General features: G+C 71.7%; 18 protein-coding genes and 2 pseudogenes. 14 read left to right on the top strand and 6 right to left on the bottom strand.

What is annotated here, in order from left to right:
- Window positions 1-19 precede the first annotated feature (19 nt).
- The 3 genes from tyrS to ACYQ8Q_RS11260 are packed head-to-tail and all read right to left on the bottom strand — an operon-like array spanning window position 20 to window position 4,246.
- On the bottom strand, window positions 20-1,288 hold the full coding sequence (gene tyrS / locus ACYQ8Q_RS11270; RefSeq protein ID WP_460064138.1) for a tyrosine--tRNA ligase: 1,269 nt from the start codon (window positions 1,286-1,288) through the stop codon (window positions 20-22).
- A gap of 43 nt (window positions 1,289-1,331) precedes the next feature.
- Window positions 1,332-2,726 carry a metallopeptidase TldD-related protein gene (locus ACYQ8Q_RS11265; RefSeq protein WP_460064137.1) on the bottom strand — a complete coding sequence of 465 codons (1,395 nt, stop codon included), beginning with the start codon at window positions 2,724-2,726 and terminating at the stop codon, window positions 1,332-1,334.
- Entirely contained in the window at window positions 2,723-4,246 is a 1,524-nt protein-coding gene (locus ACYQ8Q_RS11260; protein WP_460064135.1) for a TldD/PmbA family protein, read from the bottom strand. Before ACYQ8Q_RS11260 ends, ACYQ8Q_RS11265 begins: the two co-directional genes overlap by 4 nt.
- Window positions 4,247-4,431: 185 nt before the next feature.
- Between ACYQ8Q_RS11260 and ACYQ8Q_RS11255 the strand changes: the two genes are divergently transcribed.
- From ACYQ8Q_RS11255 to ACYQ8Q_RS11210, 10 genes and pseudogenes are all read left to right on the top strand, one after another.
- On the top strand, window positions 4,432-4,605 hold the full coding sequence (locus ACYQ8Q_RS11255; protein ID WP_460064134.1) for a hypothetical protein: 174 nt from the start codon (window positions 4,432-4,434) through the stop codon (window positions 4,603-4,605).
- 12 nt (window positions 4,606-4,617) lie between these two features.
- Window positions 4,618-4,866: pseudogene (locus ACYQ8Q_RS11250) on the top strand (DEAD/DEAH box helicase); the annotation flags it as partial.
- A gap of 16 nt (window positions 4,867-4,882) precedes the next feature.
- A pseudogene (locus tag ACYQ8Q_RS11245) lies at window positions 4,883-5,242 on the top strand (DEAD/DEAH box helicase); the annotation flags it as partial.
- Entirely contained in the window at window positions 5,202-6,008 is an 807-nt protein-coding gene (locus tag ACYQ8Q_RS11240) for a 5-methylcytosine restriction system specificity protein McrC (protein ID WP_460064133.1), read from the top strand. The pseudogene ACYQ8Q_RS11245 and the gene ACYQ8Q_RS11240, both read left to right, overlap by 41 nt.
- A 265-nt stretch (window positions 6,009-6,273) precedes the next feature.
- Window positions 6,274-7,419, top strand: coding sequence for an SEC-C domain-containing protein (locus tag ACYQ8Q_RS11235; protein WP_460064131.1), 1,146 nt, complete (start codon window positions 6,274-6,276; stop codon window positions 7,417-7,419).
- A gap of 87 nt (window positions 7,420-7,506) precedes the next feature.
- Entirely contained in the window at window positions 7,507-7,791 is a 285-nt protein-coding gene (locus ACYQ8Q_RS11230; protein WP_460064129.1) for a type II toxin-antitoxin system Phd/YefM family antitoxin, read from the top strand.
- A 5-nt stretch (window positions 7,792-7,796) separates the two neighbouring features.
- A complete protein-coding gene (locus ACYQ8Q_RS11225; protein WP_460064127.1) occupies window positions 7,797-8,183 on the top strand; it encodes a type II toxin-antitoxin system VapC family toxin in 387 nt (128 codons plus the stop codon).
- 180 nt (window positions 8,184-8,363) lie between these two features.
- The gene (fabG, locus tag ACYQ8Q_RS11220; RefSeq protein WP_358993567.1) at window positions 8,364-9,083 is read left to right on the top strand and encodes a 3-oxoacyl-[acyl-carrier-protein] reductase; all 720 of its coding nucleotides are present in this window, start codon (window positions 8,364-8,366) and stop codon (window positions 9,081-9,083) included.
- 5 nt (window positions 9,084-9,088) lie between these two features.
- On the top strand, window positions 9,089-9,856 hold the full coding sequence (gene fabI, locus ACYQ8Q_RS11215; RefSeq protein ID WP_460064125.1) for an enoyl-ACP reductase FabI: 768 nt from the start codon (window positions 9,089-9,091) through the stop codon (window positions 9,854-9,856).
- Window positions 9,857-9,981: 125 nt separating this feature from the next.
- On the top strand, window positions 9,982-10,305 hold the full coding sequence (locus ACYQ8Q_RS11210) for a hypothetical protein (protein ID WP_460064123.1): 324 nt from the start codon (window positions 9,982-9,984) through the stop codon (window positions 10,303-10,305).
- A 12-nt stretch (window positions 10,306-10,317) separates the two neighbouring features.
- Here ACYQ8Q_RS11210 and ACYQ8Q_RS11205 read toward each other — a convergent pair whose 3' ends face one another.
- Window positions 10,318-11,010 carry a FadR/GntR family transcriptional regulator gene (locus ACYQ8Q_RS11205; protein ID WP_460064122.1) on the bottom strand — a complete coding sequence of 231 codons (693 nt, stop codon included), beginning with the start codon at window positions 11,008-11,010 and terminating at the stop codon, window positions 10,318-10,320.
- 66 nt (window positions 11,011-11,076) lie between these two features.
- Here ACYQ8Q_RS11205 and ACYQ8Q_RS11200 point away from each other — a divergent pair, with 66 nt between their 5' ends.
- The 4 genes from ACYQ8Q_RS11200 (at window position 11,077) to ACYQ8Q_RS11185 (ending at window position 13,553) form a co-directional block, all read left to right on the top strand.
- Window positions 11,077-12,411 carry a CynX/NimT family MFS transporter gene (locus tag ACYQ8Q_RS11200; RefSeq protein WP_460064120.1) on the top strand — a complete coding sequence of 445 codons (1,335 nt, stop codon included), beginning with the start codon at window positions 11,077-11,079 and terminating at the stop codon, window positions 12,409-12,411.
- Between the two features lie 43 nt (window positions 12,412-12,454).
- Window positions 12,455-12,568 carry an SGM_5486 family transporter-associated protein gene (locus ACYQ8Q_RS11195; RefSeq protein ID WP_099054046.1) on the top strand — a complete coding sequence of 38 codons (114 nt, stop codon included), beginning with the start codon at window positions 12,455-12,457 and terminating at the stop codon, window positions 12,566-12,568.
- A gap of 151 nt (window positions 12,569-12,719) precedes the next feature.
- Window positions 12,720-12,935, top strand: a complete 216-nt coding sequence (locus tag ACYQ8Q_RS11190) for a hypothetical protein (protein ID WP_460064118.1) — start codon at window positions 12,720-12,722, stop codon at window positions 12,933-12,935.
- A 99-nt stretch (window positions 12,936-13,034) separates the two neighbouring features.
- A complete protein-coding gene (locus ACYQ8Q_RS11185; RefSeq protein WP_460064116.1) occupies window positions 13,035-13,553 on the top strand; it encodes a SixA phosphatase family protein in 519 nt (172 codons plus the stop codon).
- 76 nt (window positions 13,554-13,629) lie between these two features.
- Here the strand turns inward: ACYQ8Q_RS11185 and serB are convergent, their stop codons facing one another.
- Together serB and ACYQ8Q_RS11175 are read right to left on the bottom strand one after the other, a co-directional pair.
- Window positions 13,630-14,850, bottom strand: a complete 1,221-nt coding sequence (gene serB / locus ACYQ8Q_RS11180) for a phosphoserine phosphatase SerB (protein WP_460064114.1) — start codon at window positions 14,848-14,850, stop codon at window positions 13,630-13,632.
- A 137-nt stretch (window positions 14,851-14,987) separates the two neighbouring features.
- Window positions 14,988-17,222 carry a streptophobe family protein gene (locus ACYQ8Q_RS11175; RefSeq protein ID WP_460064112.1) on the bottom strand — a complete coding sequence of 745 codons (2,235 nt, stop codon included), beginning with the start codon at window positions 17,220-17,222 and terminating at the stop codon, window positions 14,988-14,990.
- Window positions 17,223-17,287: the final 65 nt, after the last annotated feature.

Below are 17,287 nucleotides of genomic sequence, written 5' to 3'. Positions count from 1 at the left end.
AAGGGGCGCCCCCCGACACTTACGCTCCCGTCACCTCGACGGCGGCAAGACTCTTCTTCCCCCGCCGCAGCACCAGCCACCGCCCGTGAAGGAGCTCCTCCTTCGCGGGAACCGCGTCCTCGGCCGTGACCTTCACGTTGTTCACGTAGGCCCCGCCCTCCTTCACGGTCCGCCGCGCGGCCGACTTGCTGGCCACCAGCCCGACCTCCGTGAACAGGTCCACGACCGGACCGAGCTCGGCGACCTGGATGTGCGGCACCTCGGAGAGCGCGGCCGTCAGCGTCCGCTCGTCGAGGTCGCCCAGCTCGCCCTGCCCGAACAGCGCCCGGCTCGCGGCGATCACCGCGGCCGTCTGGTCGGCGCCGTGCACCAGCGTGGTCAGCTCCTCCGCCAGCGCCCGCTGGGCGGCCCGCGCCTGCGGCCGCTCCGCGGTCTCCCGCTCCAGCTCCTCCAGCTCCGCACGGGACTTGAAGGACAGGATCCGCTGGTAGCCGGAGATGTCCCGGTCGTCCACGTTCAGCCAGAACTGGTAGAACGCGTACGGCGTCGTCATCTCGGGGTCGAGCCAGACCGCGCCGCCCTCGGTCTTGCCGAACTTGGTGCCGTCCGCCTTGGTCATCAGCGGCGTCGCCAGCGCGTGGACGTCGGCCTGCGGCTCCAGCCGGTGGATCAGGTCCAGACCGGCCGTGAGGTTGCCCCACTGGTCGCTGCCGCCCTGCTGGAGCGTGCAGCCGTGGCGCCGGTAGAGCTGGAGGAAGTCCATGCCCTGGAGGATCTGGTAGCTGAACTCGGTGTAACTGATGCCCTGGTCGGACTCCAGACGCCGGGCCACCGAGTCCTTCGTCAGCATCTTGTTGACGCGGAAGTGCTTGCCGATGTCCCGCAGGAACTCGATCGCGGACAGGCCCGCGGTCCAGTCGAGGTTGTTGACCATCACGGCCGCGTTCTCACCCTCGAAGGACAGGAACGGCTCGATCTGGGACCGCAGCTTGCCGACCCAGCCGGCGACCGTCTCCGGGTCGTTCAGCGTGCGCTCCGCCGTCGGGCGCGGGTCGCCGATCAGCCCCGTGGCCCCGCCGACCAGCGCCAGCGGCCGGTGACCGGCCTGCTGGAGCCGGCGCACGGTGAGCACCTGCACCAGGTGCCCCACGTGCAACGAGGGCGCGGTCGGGTCGAAGCCGCAATAGAACGTGACGGGGCCGTCCGCGAGCGCCTTGCGCAAGGCGTCCTCGTCGGTGGACAGGGCGAACAGGCCCCGCCACTTCAGCTCGTCGACGATGTCCGTCACGGTTCTCGTATCTCCTTGTGGTGGGCTCGTGGTCAGTACGAGGTTATACGCCCTGACTGACAGAGCTCATATTGAAGTCCGGCACCCGCAGCGCGGGCATCGCAGCCCTAGTGAACCAGTCGCTCCACTCCCGGGGCAGCGTCTTTTCCGTGCGCCCGGCCTCCACGGCGCGGCCCAGCAGGCCGACCGGCGACTCGTTGAACCGGAAGTTGTTCACCTCGCCCACGACCTCGCCGTTCTCGACGAGGTACACGCCGTCCCGGGTCAGACCGGTCAGCAGCAGGGTCGCCGGGTCGACCTCGCGGATGTACCACAGACAGGTCAGCAGCAGCCCGCGCGTGGTGCTCGCGACCATCTCCTGAAGCGAGCGGTCCTCGCCGCCGTCGAGGATCAGGTTGTCGACCGCGGGCGCGACCGGCAGCCCGGTCAGGCCGGCGCTGTGCCGGCTGGTGATCAGGTTCTTCAGCACCCCCGCGCCGACCCACTCGGTGGCGGCCAGCGGCAGCCCGTTGTCGAACACCGACGAGTCGCCCCCGGAGGAGTGGGCGAGGACGAAGGGCGCCGTCTCCAGGCCCGGCTCGTTCGGGTCGCTGCGCAGGGTCAGCGGCAGCTCGGACAGCTTCTCGCCGAGCCGGGTGCCGCCGCCGGGCTTGGAGAACACCGTCCGGCCCTCGGCCGCGTCCCGGCCGGACGCCGACCACATCTGGTAGATCAGCAGGTCCGCGACGGCGGTCGGCGGCAGCAGCGTCTCGTACCGCCCCGCCGGCAGCGCGATCCGCCGCTCGGCCCAGCCGAGACGTACGGCGAGCTCCGCGTCGAGCGCCGCCGGGTCGACGTCCTTGAAGTCCCGCGTTGAGCGCCCCGCCCAGGCCGAGCGCGTACGGTCCGGGGACTTGGCGTTGAGCTCCAGCGTGCCGTTCGGCTGGTCGTGCCGCAGCCGCAGCCCCGTGGACGTGCCCATGTACGTCGACACCAGCTCGTGGTTGGCGAACCCGTACAGCTCACGGCCGCCCGCACGCGCGCGTGCGAAGGACTCGCCCAGCGCGGGCGCGAAGTCGGCGAACACCGCGGACGAGGTCTCCGCGGGCGCCTCGGTGAACTCCGGGGCCACCACCTCACGGGCGACCAGCGGCTGCGCGTCCTCGGCGGCCCCGGCGCCGCGCGCGGCGGCCTCGGCGGCCCGCACCAGCGGCTCCAGCTCGTCCGCGGTCACGGCGGCCCGCGAGACGACCCCGGAGGCGGTGCCCTCCTTGCCGTCGACCGTCGCGATCACGGTGAGCGTGCGCGAGCGCGTGACGCCGTTCGTCGTCAGCGCGTTGCCGGCCCAGCGCAGGTTCGCCGTGGACTGCTCGTCGGCGATCACCACGCACCCGTCGGCCCGCGACAGCTCGAGGGCGCGCTCGACGACCTCGTGCGGCTTGTTGGTACGGGCGCTCATCGACCGGCCTCCTGCGTGGTGTTCAGAATGTTGACGCCCTTGAACAGGGCCGACGGGCAGCCGTGCGACACCGCCGCGACCTGCCCCGGCTGCGCCTTGCCACAGTTGAAGGCGCCGCCGAGGACATAGGTCTGCGGACCACCCACGGCCGCCATGGACCCCCAGAAGTCGGTGGTCGTCGCCTGGTAGGCCACGTCCCGCAGCTGCCCGGTGATCCGCCCGTTCTCGATCTTGAAGAACCGCTGGCCGGTGAACTGGAAGTTGTACCGCTGCATGTCGATGGACCACGACCGGTCCCCGACGACGTAGATCCCGCGGTCGACGCTCCCGATCAGGTCCTCGGTCGACATCCCGGCCGGATCCGGCCGCAACGACACGTTCGCCATCCGCTGCACCGGGACGTGCCCGGGGGAGTCGGCGTAGGCGCACCCGTTGGAGCGGCCCAGGCCGGTCAGCTTCGCGATCCGCCGGTCCAGCTGGTACCCGACGAGCGTGCCGTCCTTCACCAGGTCCCAGGACTGGCCCTCGACGCCCTCGTCGTCGTAGCCGACCGTCGCGAGGCCGTGCTCGGCGGTGCGGTCACCGGTGACGTTCATCAGGTCGGAGCCGTAGCGCAGCTTGCCGAGCCGGTCGAAGGTGGCGAAGGAGGTGCCGGCGTACGCGGCCTCGTAGCCGAGCGCCCGGTCCAGCTCGGTGGCGTGCCCGATGGACTCGTGGATGGTCAGCCACAGGTTGGACGGGTCGACGACCAGGTCGTACAGCCCGGCGTCCACGCTGGGCGCCCGCATCTTCTCGGCGAGCAGCTCCGGCATCCGCTCCAGCTCGTCGTCCCAGTCCCAGCCGGTCCCGGTGAGGTACTCCCAGCCCCGGCCCACCGGCGGCGCGATCGTCCGCATCGAGTCGAACTCGCCGCTGGACTCGTCGACCGAGACCGCCGTCAGCGACGGGTGCAGCCGCACCCGCTGCTGGGTGGTCACCGTCCCCGCCGTGTCCGCGTAGAACTTGTTCTCGTGGACGGTGAGCAGCGAGGCGTCGACATGGTTGACGCCGTCGGCCGCCAGCAGCCGGTTGCTCCAGTCGGCCAGCAGCGCGGTCTTCTGTTCGTCCGGCACGGTGAACGGATCGATCTCGTACGACGAGATCCACGTCCGGTCGGTGTGCACCGGCTCGTCGGCCAGCTCCACCCGCTCGTCGGACCCGGCGGCCTTGATGACCTGCGCGGACAGCTTGGCCATCGCCACGGCCTGCGACGCCACCCGGGCGGCCGCGTCCATCGTCAGGTCCACGCCGGACGCGAACCCCCACGTGCCGCCGTGCACCACGCGCACCGCGTACCCCAGGTCGGTCGTGTCCGACGACCCGGACGGCTTGGCGTCCCGCAGCCGCCACGACGCGCTGCGCACCCGCTCGAACCGGAAGTCCGCGTGCTCGGCCCCGAGCGCACGCGCACGTGCGAGGGCGGCGTCGGCGAGGGCGCGTAGAGGTAGGGCCGTGAAGCTTTCGTCGATGGTATGAGGCACCTGCGTCTCTTCCTGTTGGCATGGCAGTGACCGGCGGTCGATCCGATCATGTCGCGGAGACCGACATGGGGACCATAGGTTCCCGGCAGCGCGCCCGGTGACATGTCAAACCCTGTCGGTGGCGTCGGCTCGCGGACACAGCGTGACAGAGCGGATTCACGAAGTTGAGGGGGCCCTTCCGATCCATGGACGTCTTCGGTGTCCATCACGACCTCATCGCCGGGTACGAGGCGTTCACGAGTTCGCTCGTCGCCGTGCGGGACCCGGACATCGAGCGTCACCTGGACGACGAACGGCGGCGCCGGACCCGCTGGCCCGACCCCGAACTCGCCCTGAACCCCACCTTCCGCAGCGGCTGAACCGTTGCCGCGATGTGCGACGACGGCCTGCTGCACCCGATGTGCCGGGAATACTTCCGGCACAAGGAGCACGAGAACGACCCCGGCAGCCGTACCCTCTCCCTCCACCAGCACCAGCGGGAGGCCATCGTGGCGGCCGACCGCGGTGACTCCTACGTCCTGACCACGGGCACCGGCTCCGGTAAGAGCCTGACCTACATCGTGCCGATCGTCGATCAGGTGCTACGCGACCCTAATCCCGACGGGATCTCGGCGATCGTCGTTTATCCCATATCCCATGAACGCGCTGGCCAACAGCCAGCTCCACGAGCTGAAGAAGTACGTCACCTGGGGCGTCCCGGAGGACCGTCGCAAGGTGACCTTCGCCCGGTACACCAGCCAGGAGGACTCCGAGCAGAAGCTTCAGGTCCTGCGGAACAAGCCGGACATCCTGCTCACCAACTACGTGATGCTGGAGTACCTGCTCACTCGCCCCGACGAGCGGCGAGAACTGATCGGTGCCGCCCGGGGCCTCCGGTTCCTCGCTCTCGACGAGCTGCACACCTACCGGGGCCGCCAGGGCGCCGACGTCGCCCTCCTCGTACGACGACTGAGGGATGCCTGTGAGGCGCCGGACCTCCAGTGCGTCGGGACATCGGCGACGATGGCCACCGGCGTCACGTTCGCCGAGGCCCGCGAGGAGATCTGCGCGCCTGGTGGATCGCAGCCCCGTTCCGCTTCTGCCTGCACTGCCGCACCTCGTACGAGCAGCTTCGCCTCAAGGACCTCGCCAAGCTGGGTACGTTCTCCGCGGAGGGCCGCAGTTCCGCGGTCTCGCTCATCAGCTCCCGTGTCGTGCGGAGAACCTCCTCCTCCTCCTCGCCGCTGCTCGCCGTCTCCTCCGTGTCCCCGGCCTCGACCCCGGCCTCCGGGCCGCCTTGCAACGGCTCACCGCCCGCCTCGACGGCGTCGGTCTCCTGCCCGCGGGAGCCCGCCCGCCGCAATGGACCCCGGGCCGCCGAAACGCCCGCTACGCCCATGCTCTCGGCCTGGCCGAACTCGTCCTCCGCGGCGTCTCGTACGAATTCGGGGACAGCCGCCACCTCGCCGTCGACGGCATGCTCGTCGTCATGTGGCGGCTCTTCGAGGCCTACCTCGCCAGGGCGGTCGGCGAGGCACTGCGCCACCGCGTCGGGGGGCGGCCCGAGCCTCAGGACCGCAGCCACTTCCTCGACGCGGCGGGCCGGCACCGGCTCAAGCCGGACCTCGTGCACTACCTGCCCTCACCGCACGACGGCGTCCTGCGCCCGGCCGCCGTCCTCGACGCCAAGTTCAAGATCAAGCCGCAGCGGGACGACCTGTACCAGATGACGGCGTACTGCATGCGTCTCGGCCTCGGCGAGGGGCACCTCGTGTACGCCTAGGGCAGCGAAGGAGTCGTCGAAGTGCCGGTGGGAGAGGGGCGGTTGAGGCTCTTCAGGCACGTCGTCGACCTGTCCCGTCCCTGGCGGGAACTCGCCTCGGCCGTCGATGCCCTCGCGGAGTCCGTCGACGCGGCGCGCACGGCGCGCGCCGTGTGACGGGCGGGAGGCGCCGGTGGGCTCACGAAGTCGGCCCGGCGTACCGCTCGGGCGGGTGATCACTCTGGTTCCCCGGCGGCGCCGACCCGGGCCGCACTACCGTGAATTCATGGCCAGCAGGCGCCGTACGTCCGGCAAGAACAACAAGAACCGTCGCACCAGGCACGCCTCCGTCCCTTGTCAGGCGGCCCGTGCGACTCCCACTCCCTCCGAGGCCGCGAAGGAGTGCGAGCGGTTGGCGGAGCAGTACCCCGAGGACCGGGAGGAACTGCTCCGCGAGGCAGCCGACGCCTGGCGGAGCGCGGGCGAACCCGACCGTGCCCTCGCGCTCTTCGAGCGACTCCTCGATCCCGAGTCGGGCGGCTGTGGGGAGCCGGACGTGGTCGACGCGTGGCGCATCGACACGTTGTGGGAGGCCGGACGCGAGGAGGAAGCACGGGCGGCGGCCGCCGCGTTCCGTGCACGGCACCCCAGGGACGCGGCAGCCTGGGCCCTTGTCGCCGAAGTCTTCGAGTCCGTGAACGAGACGGCGACGGCCGCCGAGTGGTTCACGACGGGCGTCACGCACGCCCTCGGTGCCGGCGCTCCGGTGACAGCGGATGTGGTCGCCGACTCCCGGGACTCCTTCGGCCTCGGGGAACTCCTCTTGGGCCGTCACCGCGTGCGGCGCCTGCTCGGCGAGCCGCATGACGACTGGGACCACGTGGCCGACGAACTTCACGTCCGGCGTGCGGCGCCGCTACCCGGCCGGGTACGTCCCCTGGACGAACTGCACGACCCGCTCCGTCTCAGGCGACTGGCCGAGGGAGGGGCCGACGCCCTGCGAGCCGAGATGGAAGAGCTCGCCGCTGAACCGGACGAGGAGGAAAACGCGCCCACGGGGCCGCTGAGGACGTGCGTCCTGTTCTGGCCGCCGCATGAGTTCGCGCAGCTTCTGGAACGCTGGCCGACGGTCGTGGACGCGTACGGTGACCACCACGCCGGCCACCTGCGGCAGGTCGAGCGCACCCTGCGCGAGCTGTCGGACCAAGGCGCCACACACCTCGCGCTCGGCCGGGCCACGGTGAGTGGGCTGGTCGCGCATGTGAACGAAGCGGGCGGGTCTGCCGGCACACCTGCCGACCGGTCCGCGTACGCGGCGGAGCTGGCCCGTACGGGACAGGCCGAGGCATGGCCGCCGCCTCGGAACGGGCCCTGTTGGTGCGGTTCGGGGTGCAAGTACAAGAAGTGCTGTGGAAATCCCGCGTTCGGGTGAAAGCCATAGTCGGTGAGGCGCTCGGTTGTAGGTACAATTATGTAGCCGTAGGCACAAAGCCAGCGCCTGGTACCGAGGGAGTCGGCTGTGAGCACCATTTCCGTACGCGAGTTCTCGTACAACCCGAGCGCTGTCTTCGCCCGTGTCGAAAAGGGCGAAGCGATCCAGGTCACCCGGCACGGGAACGTGATCGCGATACTGTCGCCGGCCGGCGGGCCCATGGAGCGGTACGCGCACCTGGTGGCCCAAGGAAAGATCAAGCTGAAGCCGGTCACGGCTGCCGACCGGCACGGCATGCCGCACTACGAGGTACCGGAGGACGTCGACCCTGTGGCGCTGCTCCTGGCCGAACGCGAGGCGGACGACCGTTGATCTACATGGATACCTCGGCGCTGGTCACATGGATGACCCGCCGCAATCACTGGGCCGAGCTGGACGCCTTCCTCGGGCGGCGAGTCACTGAGCCTCTCGCCGCAAGCACGCTCGGCTTCGTGGAGACCGTACGGACCCTGGATCTCATGGGACACTTCCCGAAGGCGATGGACGACCTCGATGAGCGGATCACGGAGATCCTCCTCACCCGAGAGGTGCGTGACGGCGCGGCCGTACTGGTCGGGCGTCTGAGAACACTGGACGCGATCCATGTGGCCAGCGCACTCTCCCTGCGGGACGATCTGACAGCACTCGTGACGTACGACCGCAGGATGCTCGAGGTGGCACGTGCTGAGGGCCTGTCCGTCCATGCCCCCGGAATGGCGGACTGAGGCCGCCCGACCTGCGCCCGGCGACGGGGCGCTGTCTGTGGAAACCCTACAGACAGCGCCCCGTCGCCCTGTCACCCCCGGCTTCGGCACCCGGTACGGCGGACCGATAGGTTTCGAGGGAAGCCGCCTGCCGTCCAGGTCCCGGGCAGGTGTGTAGACCCCTATCGAAAGGGTGATCCGTTGAGCCGCTCGGTTCTCGTCACCGGAGGAAACCGGGGCATCGGCCTCGCCATCGCCCGCGCGTTCGCCGACGCCGGCGACAAGGTCGCGATCACATACCGCTCGGGCGAACCGCCGCAGGCCCTCGTCGAATTGGGCTGCCTGGCCGTCAAGTGCGACATCACCGACGCCGAGCAGGTGGAGCAGGCCTACAAGGAGATCGAGGCCGAGCACGGGCCCGTCGAGGTCCTGATCGCCAACGCCGGCGTCACCAAGGACCAGCTCCTGATGCGCATGTCCGAGGAGGACTTCACCTCGGTCGTCGACACCAACCTCACCGGCACCTTCCGCGTCGTCAAGCGCGCCAACCGCGGCATGCTGCGCGCCAAGAAGGGCCGGGTCGTCCTCATCTCGTCGGTCGTGGGTCTCTACGGCTCGCCCGGTCAGGCCAACTACGCCGCGTCCAAGGCCGGCCTCGTCGGCTTCGCGCGCTCCCTCGCCCGTGAGCTGGGGTCGCGCAACATCACGTTCAACGTCGTCGCGCCCGGCTTCGTCGACACCGACATGACCAAGGTGCTCACCGACGAGCAGCGCGCGGGCATCGTCTCGCAGGTCCCGCTCGGCCGGTACGCGCAGCCGGAGGAGATCGCCGCGACGGTGCGGTTCCTCGCCTCGGACGACGCCTCGTACATCACTGGAGCCGTCATCCCCGTTGACGGCGGACTGGGAATGGGTCACTGATCACCATGAGCGGAATTCTCGAGGGCAAGCGCGTCCTGATCTCCGGTGTGCTGATGGAGTCCTCCATCGCGTTCCACGCCGCCAAGCTGGCCCAGGAGCAGGGTGCCGAGATCATCCTGACCGCGTTCCCGCGGCCGACGCTGACCGAGCGCATCGCCAAGAAGCTGCCGAAGCCCACCAAGGTCATCGAGCTCGACGTGACGAACGCCGAGCACCTGGGCCGCCTGGCCGACGTCGTCGGCGAGGAGCTCGGCGGCCTCGACGGTGTCGTGCACTCCATCGGCTTCGCGCCGCAGGACGCGCTCGGCGGCAACTTCCTCAACACGCCGTTCGAGTCGGTCGCCACGGCCATGCACGTCTCGGCGTACTCCCTGAAGTCGCTGACCATGGCCTGCCTGCCGCTGATGCAGAACGGCGGCTCGGTCGTCGGTCTCACCTTCGACGCGCAGTACGCCTGGCCGCAGTACGACTGGATGGGCCCGGCCAAGGCCGCCCTGGAGGCCACCAGCCGCTACATCGCGCGTGACCTGGGCAAGCAGAACATCCGCTGCAACCTGATCTCCGCGGGCCCGCTCGGCTCCATGGCCGCCAAGTCCATCCCGGGCTTCAGCGACCTGGCCGCGGTGTGGGACAGCCGCTCCCCGCTGGAGTGGGACCTCAAGGACCCGGAGCCGGCCGGCAAGGGCATCGTCGCCCTGCTCAGCGACTGGTTCCCGAAGACCACCGGCGAGATCATCCACGTCGACGGCGGTCTGCACGCCATCGGCGCCTGACGCCACCCCTTCCGTGTCACCCGTCCGGCCTACCAGGCCGGGCGGGACACACCCGCGAACAGGCACGATGAAGTGCGCGTCCACCTCCGCGCAGCCCTCCCCAGCCCTGCCGAGGAGGTTCCCTTGTGCGTCTGTTCCGTGCTCTCGCCCCAGTGACCGCCGCCGTCGCGCTCGTGCTCTGCGCGCCCCATGAGGCGCAGCCCCACGAGCATCCCGACCCCTTCGGCGCGGAGTGCCGCGTCACCGTCGACGGCTCCCATGTCGTCGCCCACTGCCACAACCCCTACGCCGACATCGACCGTGTCACGCTGCACATCGAGTGCGCGCGCTGGTGGGACCTCGACACCGACGGCACCCCCGTCGACGCCGGACCCGCCCTGACCGTACGGCTCACCGGGCGCTGCTGGAAGGAGGTGGGCCGGGTCTGGATCACCCACGAGAAGGTCTGAGCCGAGCGCCGCTCAGCCCGGGCCGGACCCCGTGACCCGGCCCGGGCGGCAGGACACGGGATAGCCGGCCGCCTCGGCCGCCGCCGTCTCCGCGTCGCCCGCGCGGATCGCGTCCACCAGCCGTGTGTGGTCCATGTACGTCTCCGGAGTCAGCTCGTCGCCGACGTCCTCGCGCAGCCAGTCCCGCAGCACCTCGCCCAGGTCGGCGTGGAGCGCGGTCATGACGTCGTTGTGGGAGGCTGCCACCACCGCCAGGTGGAAGGTCGCGTCGGCCGCGACGAAGGCCTCCGCGTCCCCCGACTCCCAGGCCTCCTCGCGCCGCAGCAGCAGCGCGTCCAGCTGCTTGAGGTCCTTCTCCGTGCGCCGCTCGGCCGCGAGCCGCGCCGCCCCCGACTCCAGGTTGGAACGCAGCTCGGCGATGTGCCGGGGGTCGGCGTCCGCGAACCGCCGGTGCATCACGCCCGCCAGCTCGCTCGTCGCCACGACGTACGTCCCCGAGCCCTGCCGGATGGCCAGCAGCCCGTTGTGCGCGAGGGCGCGGACGGCCTCCCGGACCGTGTTGCGGGCGACGCCCAGCTGCTCCACCAGCTCGGGCTCGGTGGGGATCCGCGAGCCGACCGGCCACTCGCCCGAGGTGATCTGATGGCGCAGCTCGGCGATGACCTGCTCGGAGAGGGCCGAGCGACGGGGATGGCTCAGGGGCATGGCACACCTTCTCACAAGGCTTCACAAGGCTTCACAGGACTGGACAGGTATTCATCCCATGATTCTATGATGGGCGGCATGGCCAGTGAGGACACCAGCACGACCAGGACGACGACACCCCCGCCCACCCGTACGACGGCGGCCGCCGAGCCCCCGCACACGGCCACGCGCGCGTGGCGCACCCGGCTGCTCATGGCCGCCATCGTGCTGGCCGCGCTCAACCTCCGGCCCGCCATCACCAGCCTCGGCGCACTCCTGGAGGAGGTCCGCGACGGGCTCGGCATGAGCGGCAGCCTGGCCGGGCTCCTCACCTCCGTGCCCCCGCTCTGCTTCGCCGTGTTCGGTGTCATGGCCCCGCGCCTCGCCCGCCGCTTCGGCCCCGGCGCCGTGGTGTGCGCGGGCATGGCGGCGATCACCGCGGGCCTGCTCGTACGGCCGTACACGGGCGGTACGGCCGGGTTCCTGGCCGCCAGCGCCCTCGCCCTGATGGGCATCGCCGTCAGCAACGTCCTGATGCCGGTCATCGTCAAGCGGCACTTCCCCGACCGGGTCGGCTCCATGACCGGCCTCTACTCGATGTCCCTCGCCCTCGGCACCTCGGCCGCCGCCGCGCTCACCGTGCCGCTGACCTCTGCGCTGGGCGGCGGCTGGCGGCCCGGCCTCGCCCTGTGGGCGGGCCTCGCCGCCGCTGCCGTACTGCCCTGGCTGCTCTTCGCCCGGGAACACCGGCAGCGGTCGGGGACACCCGCCCCGGCGCGGCCGGCGTCCGGCGGGCCGGCCGCCCCGCACGCGCGCGTGGAGCGACCGGACGGACTGCGCATCACCCGCAGCCGCACCGCCTGGGCGCTCGCCGTCTTCTTCGGGCTCCAGGCCACCGCCGCCTACATCACCATGGGCTGGATGGCCCAGATCTTCCGGGACGCGGGCGTGTCCGCAGGCGAGGCCGGACTGCTGCTCGCCGTCACCATGGCGATGGGCGTGCCCCTGGCCTACGTCATCCCGCGCGTCGCCTCCCGGCTGCCGCGGCAGGGCCCGATCGTCGTCGTGCTCGGCGTCTGCGGCCTCGCCGGCTACACCGGTCTGTACCTCGCGCCCGCCGAGGGAGCCTGGGCCTGGGCCGTGCTGCTCGGCGTCGCCAACTGCGCCTTCCCGCTCGCCCTCACCATGGTCGGCATGCGCGCCAGGACCGGCGCGGGCGTGGCCCAGCTGTCCGCCTTCGCGCAGAGCACCGGCTATCTGATCTCGATCCCGGGCCCTCTCCTGGTCGGCGTGCTCTACCAGCACAGCGGCGGCTGGGGGCTGCCCCTGGCGCTCATGGCGGCGCTCATGCTCCCGCAGATGGCCGTGGGCGTCCTGGCGGGCCGCCCTGGCACGGTGGAGGACGAGGCGGCCGCCCGCTGACCCCGGCGGCCCCACGGCGGACCACGGGTGCGACACTGGGCGCATGGTGCTCGACCCGAACCCCCAGAACGGCCAGAAGAAGATGCTCATGGTCTTCGGCTCGTTCCTCGCCATCTTCGTGATCATCGCCGTCATCGCCACGATCGCCGCACCCTGAGGGTGGGGTTAACCCCCCTGTCCCCTAGGGGGTGAGGGTCAGGGTCAAGTGGGTGGATCACCGGATGGGTTGCGGGCCGCCGATTCCGTAGCTTCGAGACGTGGCCGCACTACGCGGACCACGGACCGCTCGAAGACGACCGGAGGCATCCATGTCGGCCCCTGTGCTCACCCGGCCCCGCCCGACCGCCGCCCGGGCCCGGATCGACGCCCGGCTGCCCTGGTGGGCCCTCGCCCTGCCGACCCTCGCCTTCGTCACCCTGCTCCTCCTGATACTGAACCCTGCCGACGCCCACGCCGCCGGCAGCGACCCGGCGATCACCCACCTCGTCGAGCGCGTGCAGCGTCTCCTCGCGCGCCAGCCGTGACGAGCACGCCCCGGACGCGCTCCGCACCCCGGGACGAGCGGCAAAGCCCCATGTCAACTCCCTGCGCCCCATGGCCTGTTTCATGCGAAGCTGGGACGCATGAGCGTCGCAGAACCCCGCAGGATCGTCCTCTTCCGGCATGCGAAAGCCGACTGGCCACAGGTGACCGACCATGAGCGCCCGCTCGCCGAGCGGGGCCGGATGGACGCCGCCGTCGCCGGACGCAGACTGGCCGACAGCGGCATTCCCCTCGACCTGGCGCTGTGCTCCACCGCGGTCCGGACCAGGGAGACGTGGAAGCTCGCCGTCCATGAACTCCCGCACCGGCCGAAAACGGTCTACGAGGAGCGGATCTACGAGGCCTCCCCCGGCGAGCTGATCGCCCTGCTCAACGAGACGCCGGACGACGTGCGCAGCGTCGTCCTGATCGGCCACAATCCCGGCGTCCACGCCCTCACCGACATCCTGACCGACTCGGCCGAGAGCGAGGCCCACGAGCGGATGACCCGCCGCGGCTTCCCGGCCTCCTCCTTCGCCGTCCTCACCTTCGACGGCTCCTGGAAGTCCCTGGAGCCGGCCGTCGCCACGCTCACCGACTACTGGGCGCCCGAGGAGTAACCCGTCCGGCCGCGACCCACGCGCGAGGGCCCGGCACCCCTCGGTACCGGGCCCTGCCTCTCCTGCGAGCGTGGTCCTACTCGGTGTGGGTCTCCGCCGCCTCGACCTCTTCGCGGGTGATGCCCAGCAGATACAGGACCGTGTCGAGGAACGGCACGTTCACCGCCGTGTGCGCCGCCTCGCGCACCACCGGCTTGGCGTTGAAGGCCACCCCGAGACCGGCCGCGTTCAGCATGTCCAGGTCATTGGCGCCGTCGCCGATCGCCACCGTCTGCGAGAGCGGTACGCCCGCCTCCGCGGCGAACCGGCGCAGCAGCCGCGCCTTGCCCGCCCGGTCCACGATCTCGCCGGTGACCCGGCCGGTCAGCCGGCCGTCGACGATCTCCAGCGTGTTGGCCTGGGCGAAGTCCAGCCCCAGCCGCTCCTTCAGATCGTCGGTGACCTGGGTGAAGCCGCCCGAGACGACCCCGACCTGGTAGCCGAGCCGCTTCAGCGTACGGATCAGCGTGCGCGCGCCCGGCGTCAGCCGGACCTCGGCGCGCACCTTGTCCACCACCGAGGCGTCCAGCCCCTCCAGCAGCGCCACCCGCGCGTGCAGCGACTGCTCGAAGTCCAGCTCACCGCGCATCGCCGCCGCCGTCACCTCGGCGACCTTGTCCTCGCAGCCGGCGTGCGCCGCGAAGAGCTCGATCACCTCGTCCTGGATCAGGGTGGAGTCGACGTCCATGACGACGAGCCGCTGGGCCCGCCGGTGCAGACCCGCGTCCACCACGGCGACATCCACTCCGAGCGCCCGCGCGTCCGTGACCAGCGCGGTGCGCAGCGGCTCGGTCTCCACCCCGGAGATCGCGAACTCGACGGCCGTGACGGGGTACTTGGCGAGCCGGAAGATGCGGTCGATGTTGCCGCCGGCCTTGGTGATCTTGGCGGCGACCTTGGCGGTGGCCTCCGCGGTCAGCGGATGGCCGAGGACGGTCACCAGGGAGCGACCGAGGCCGCGCGGACGGTTGTCACCGAGACCCGAGATGATCTCTGCCTGCATCTTGATCGACTCGGCCCAGCTGTGGACCGTGCGGCGGAGGTCACCCTCCTGCGACCGCGGTGGCGCGGTCACGAGCGCGCACAGCACCATCCGGCCACGGGTGACCACCTGCTCGATGTCGACCACGTCGACGGAGTAGGCCGCGAGGGTGTCGAAGAGACCGGCCGTGATGCCGGGCCTGTCCTTGCCGAAGATCTTGACAAGGAGCGTGGGGGCATCAGAGGACGAGGTCGGCGAAGTCTGCGAAGCTCTCATGATGTATCCCACCGTATCCGGCACCCAGTGCCTTTCGCCGCAGAGGTCCGTCTAGCGGACACGGAACACTGGGCGAACCGGTGATGTCGGTTTTGTGAAGTCCACCGATCGGCCCCGTAGAGCGGGCCGCCTCCCACTCACCGGGGCCGATCGGGCCGCCCAGGCCGCTTCGGCGGCAGCGGGGGAGGAGGCGGAGGCGGCGGAGGGGGCCCGTCGTCCCCGGCAGACCCCCCGGGCCGCCGCGAATCCGGCCCGACCGGCCCGACCGGTCCCGCCACGGTCGGCGCACCGAACACATCCCCTGACCGCCGCGCCTCGGCCGAAGGCCCCGCCCGCCCGTCGCCACCGGGCGGCACCGACCCGCCCCCACGCCGCCCGCCATCGGACCGCTGTCCCGGCCGCTGGCCGGACCCTTGTCCCGGCCGCTGGCCGGACCGCTCTGGGGGCTGTTGGCCGGACCCTTGTCCAGGCTGCTGGCCGGACCCTTGTCCTGGCCGCTGGCCGGACCGCTCTGGGGGCTGTTGGCCGGACCGCTGTCCCGGCTGTTCGCCGGGCCGCTCTGGGGGCTGCTGGGGGGACCCTTGTCCTGGCCGCTGGCCGGACCGCTCTGGGGGTTGTTGGCCGGCCCCCTGTCCTGGCCGTTCGCCGAATCGCTCTGGCTGCCGCTGGCCGAACCGCTCTGGGGGTTGTTGGCCGGCCCCCTGTCCCGGCCGCTCGCCGAACCGCTCTGCGCGCCGCTCGCCGGACCCCTCTTCGGCCCGCTGGCCAAGGTGTTCTCCGGGCCACCCGTCGGGGCGCGCGTCCTCCGGCTCCGGCGGTCCGTCCGGCACCCGGAGATACGGATTGGTCGCGGGGTTCGGCGCCCGGTAGGACGCGCTGGGGGCATACGGCCCAGCCTCCGCCCCCGCCCCGGCGTGCCGCGCGGCCCCACCCCCATCCGCGTACCGCACGTCACCGAGTGCCAACGGCGCGGCACGCCGTCCCGCCGCCCCCGTGGCGCACGCCAGCAGCGCCCCCGCGGCCCCCGCTCCGGCCCCCCAGGCCGCCCCGAGGAGCAGCGCCCTGCCGAGGTGCCCGTGCAGCTCGATCCCGGCCCCGAACGCGTCGAACCCCAGCACCGACAGCGAAGCGTCCACGGACAGCCCCGTCAGCAGCCCGAGGGACGGCAACGCCACCGCGGTCACGATCCCCAGCCGTACGGCACACGCCCCGACGAACCACCCCGCCCCGGCCCCTCGCGCCCCGGCCCCCGCCGCCACCCCGAACGGCGTCCGCACCGCCACCAGCACCCCCGCGAACAGCATCGTCACGGCCGTGGCCACCGCGAGCAGCCACACCCGGCCGTCCAGGTCGGCCAGGCGGCCGACGGTGACGGGCTGGTCCGTGCCGACGGAGAGGAGCCTGTCGAGGGGGGCCGGCAGGACGTGCGTGAGGGCGCCCGTGGCGCGGCCGTCCCAGGGGACGAACAGGCCGACCGAGACGCCCAGCCACACCCCATTCGGCGCGCCGAGCAGCGCCGCTCCCGCGATCCGTTTCGGATGGGCGTCGCCGATCGCCGCGTACGCCGCCGCCGCGAGCCCGGCCGCCACGGCCACCAGCAGCACGGTGACCACGGCGGACACCGCGGGCCGCACCACCCGGTGCACCGCCTCCCACCCGCGCGGCAGCGGGGTGCGGCGCGAGGCCAAGAGGGCGATCAGCAGGATCCCCGCCGACCAGAGGAGCCCGCCCAGCAGGGTGGGCGCCGTGTCGACGGTGAAGCCGACGGCAGCCTTCGCGTCGATCAGATCCCCGATCCGGTCGGGCAGCAGCCCCCCGATGTCACCGAGCCCGGGGATCTCCAGTCCGCTCCCGCCACCACCCCCGCCGGGCAGGTCGTCCAGCCCCAGCGCGCCGCCGTCGAGCGTGATCACGTCGTGCCCCGCCCAGGCCAGCCCGCCCAGCATCGCCACGAACAGCGCGACCACCGCGCCCGCCCGGGCGAGGAGTTCGCCCGGCGCGATGACAGCCCCGGCCGCGCGCAGGGACCGTAGGAACAACCACGACAGCAGCAGCGCGCCGACCAGGCCCACCCCCAGTGGCGTGATCTCGATGGCGGTGTCCGCTTCGGCCCCGGTGAGACCGAAGGCCGACACGTCGCCCGACGGCGTGACGGATCCCCCCGCCCCCAGAGCCACCACGGCCGCCGTCATCGGGCCCAACGAACCCGCCGCGTCCGCCCCGAGCAGATGCAGACCGAGCGCCGCCGTCCCCGCCATCCCGATCAACGCCCAGCTCACGGAGGCGATCGCGGCCAGCGCCACGTCCAGCCACGGCACACCACCGCCGTACCGCGCGCGCCCGTTGCTCTCCACCCCAGTGCCGGCACTCATGCAGACCCCCCGATCCGCGGCGCGGTTCGGCGAAGATCGCCGCATCCGTCCCCCTCGCGTGCGTT

This window comes from Streptomyces sp. YKOK-I1 (genome assembly GCF_054660435.1).
The sequence above is the reverse complement of the archived record's forward strand: the minus strand, read 5'-3'. Positions and strand labels throughout refer to the sequence as shown.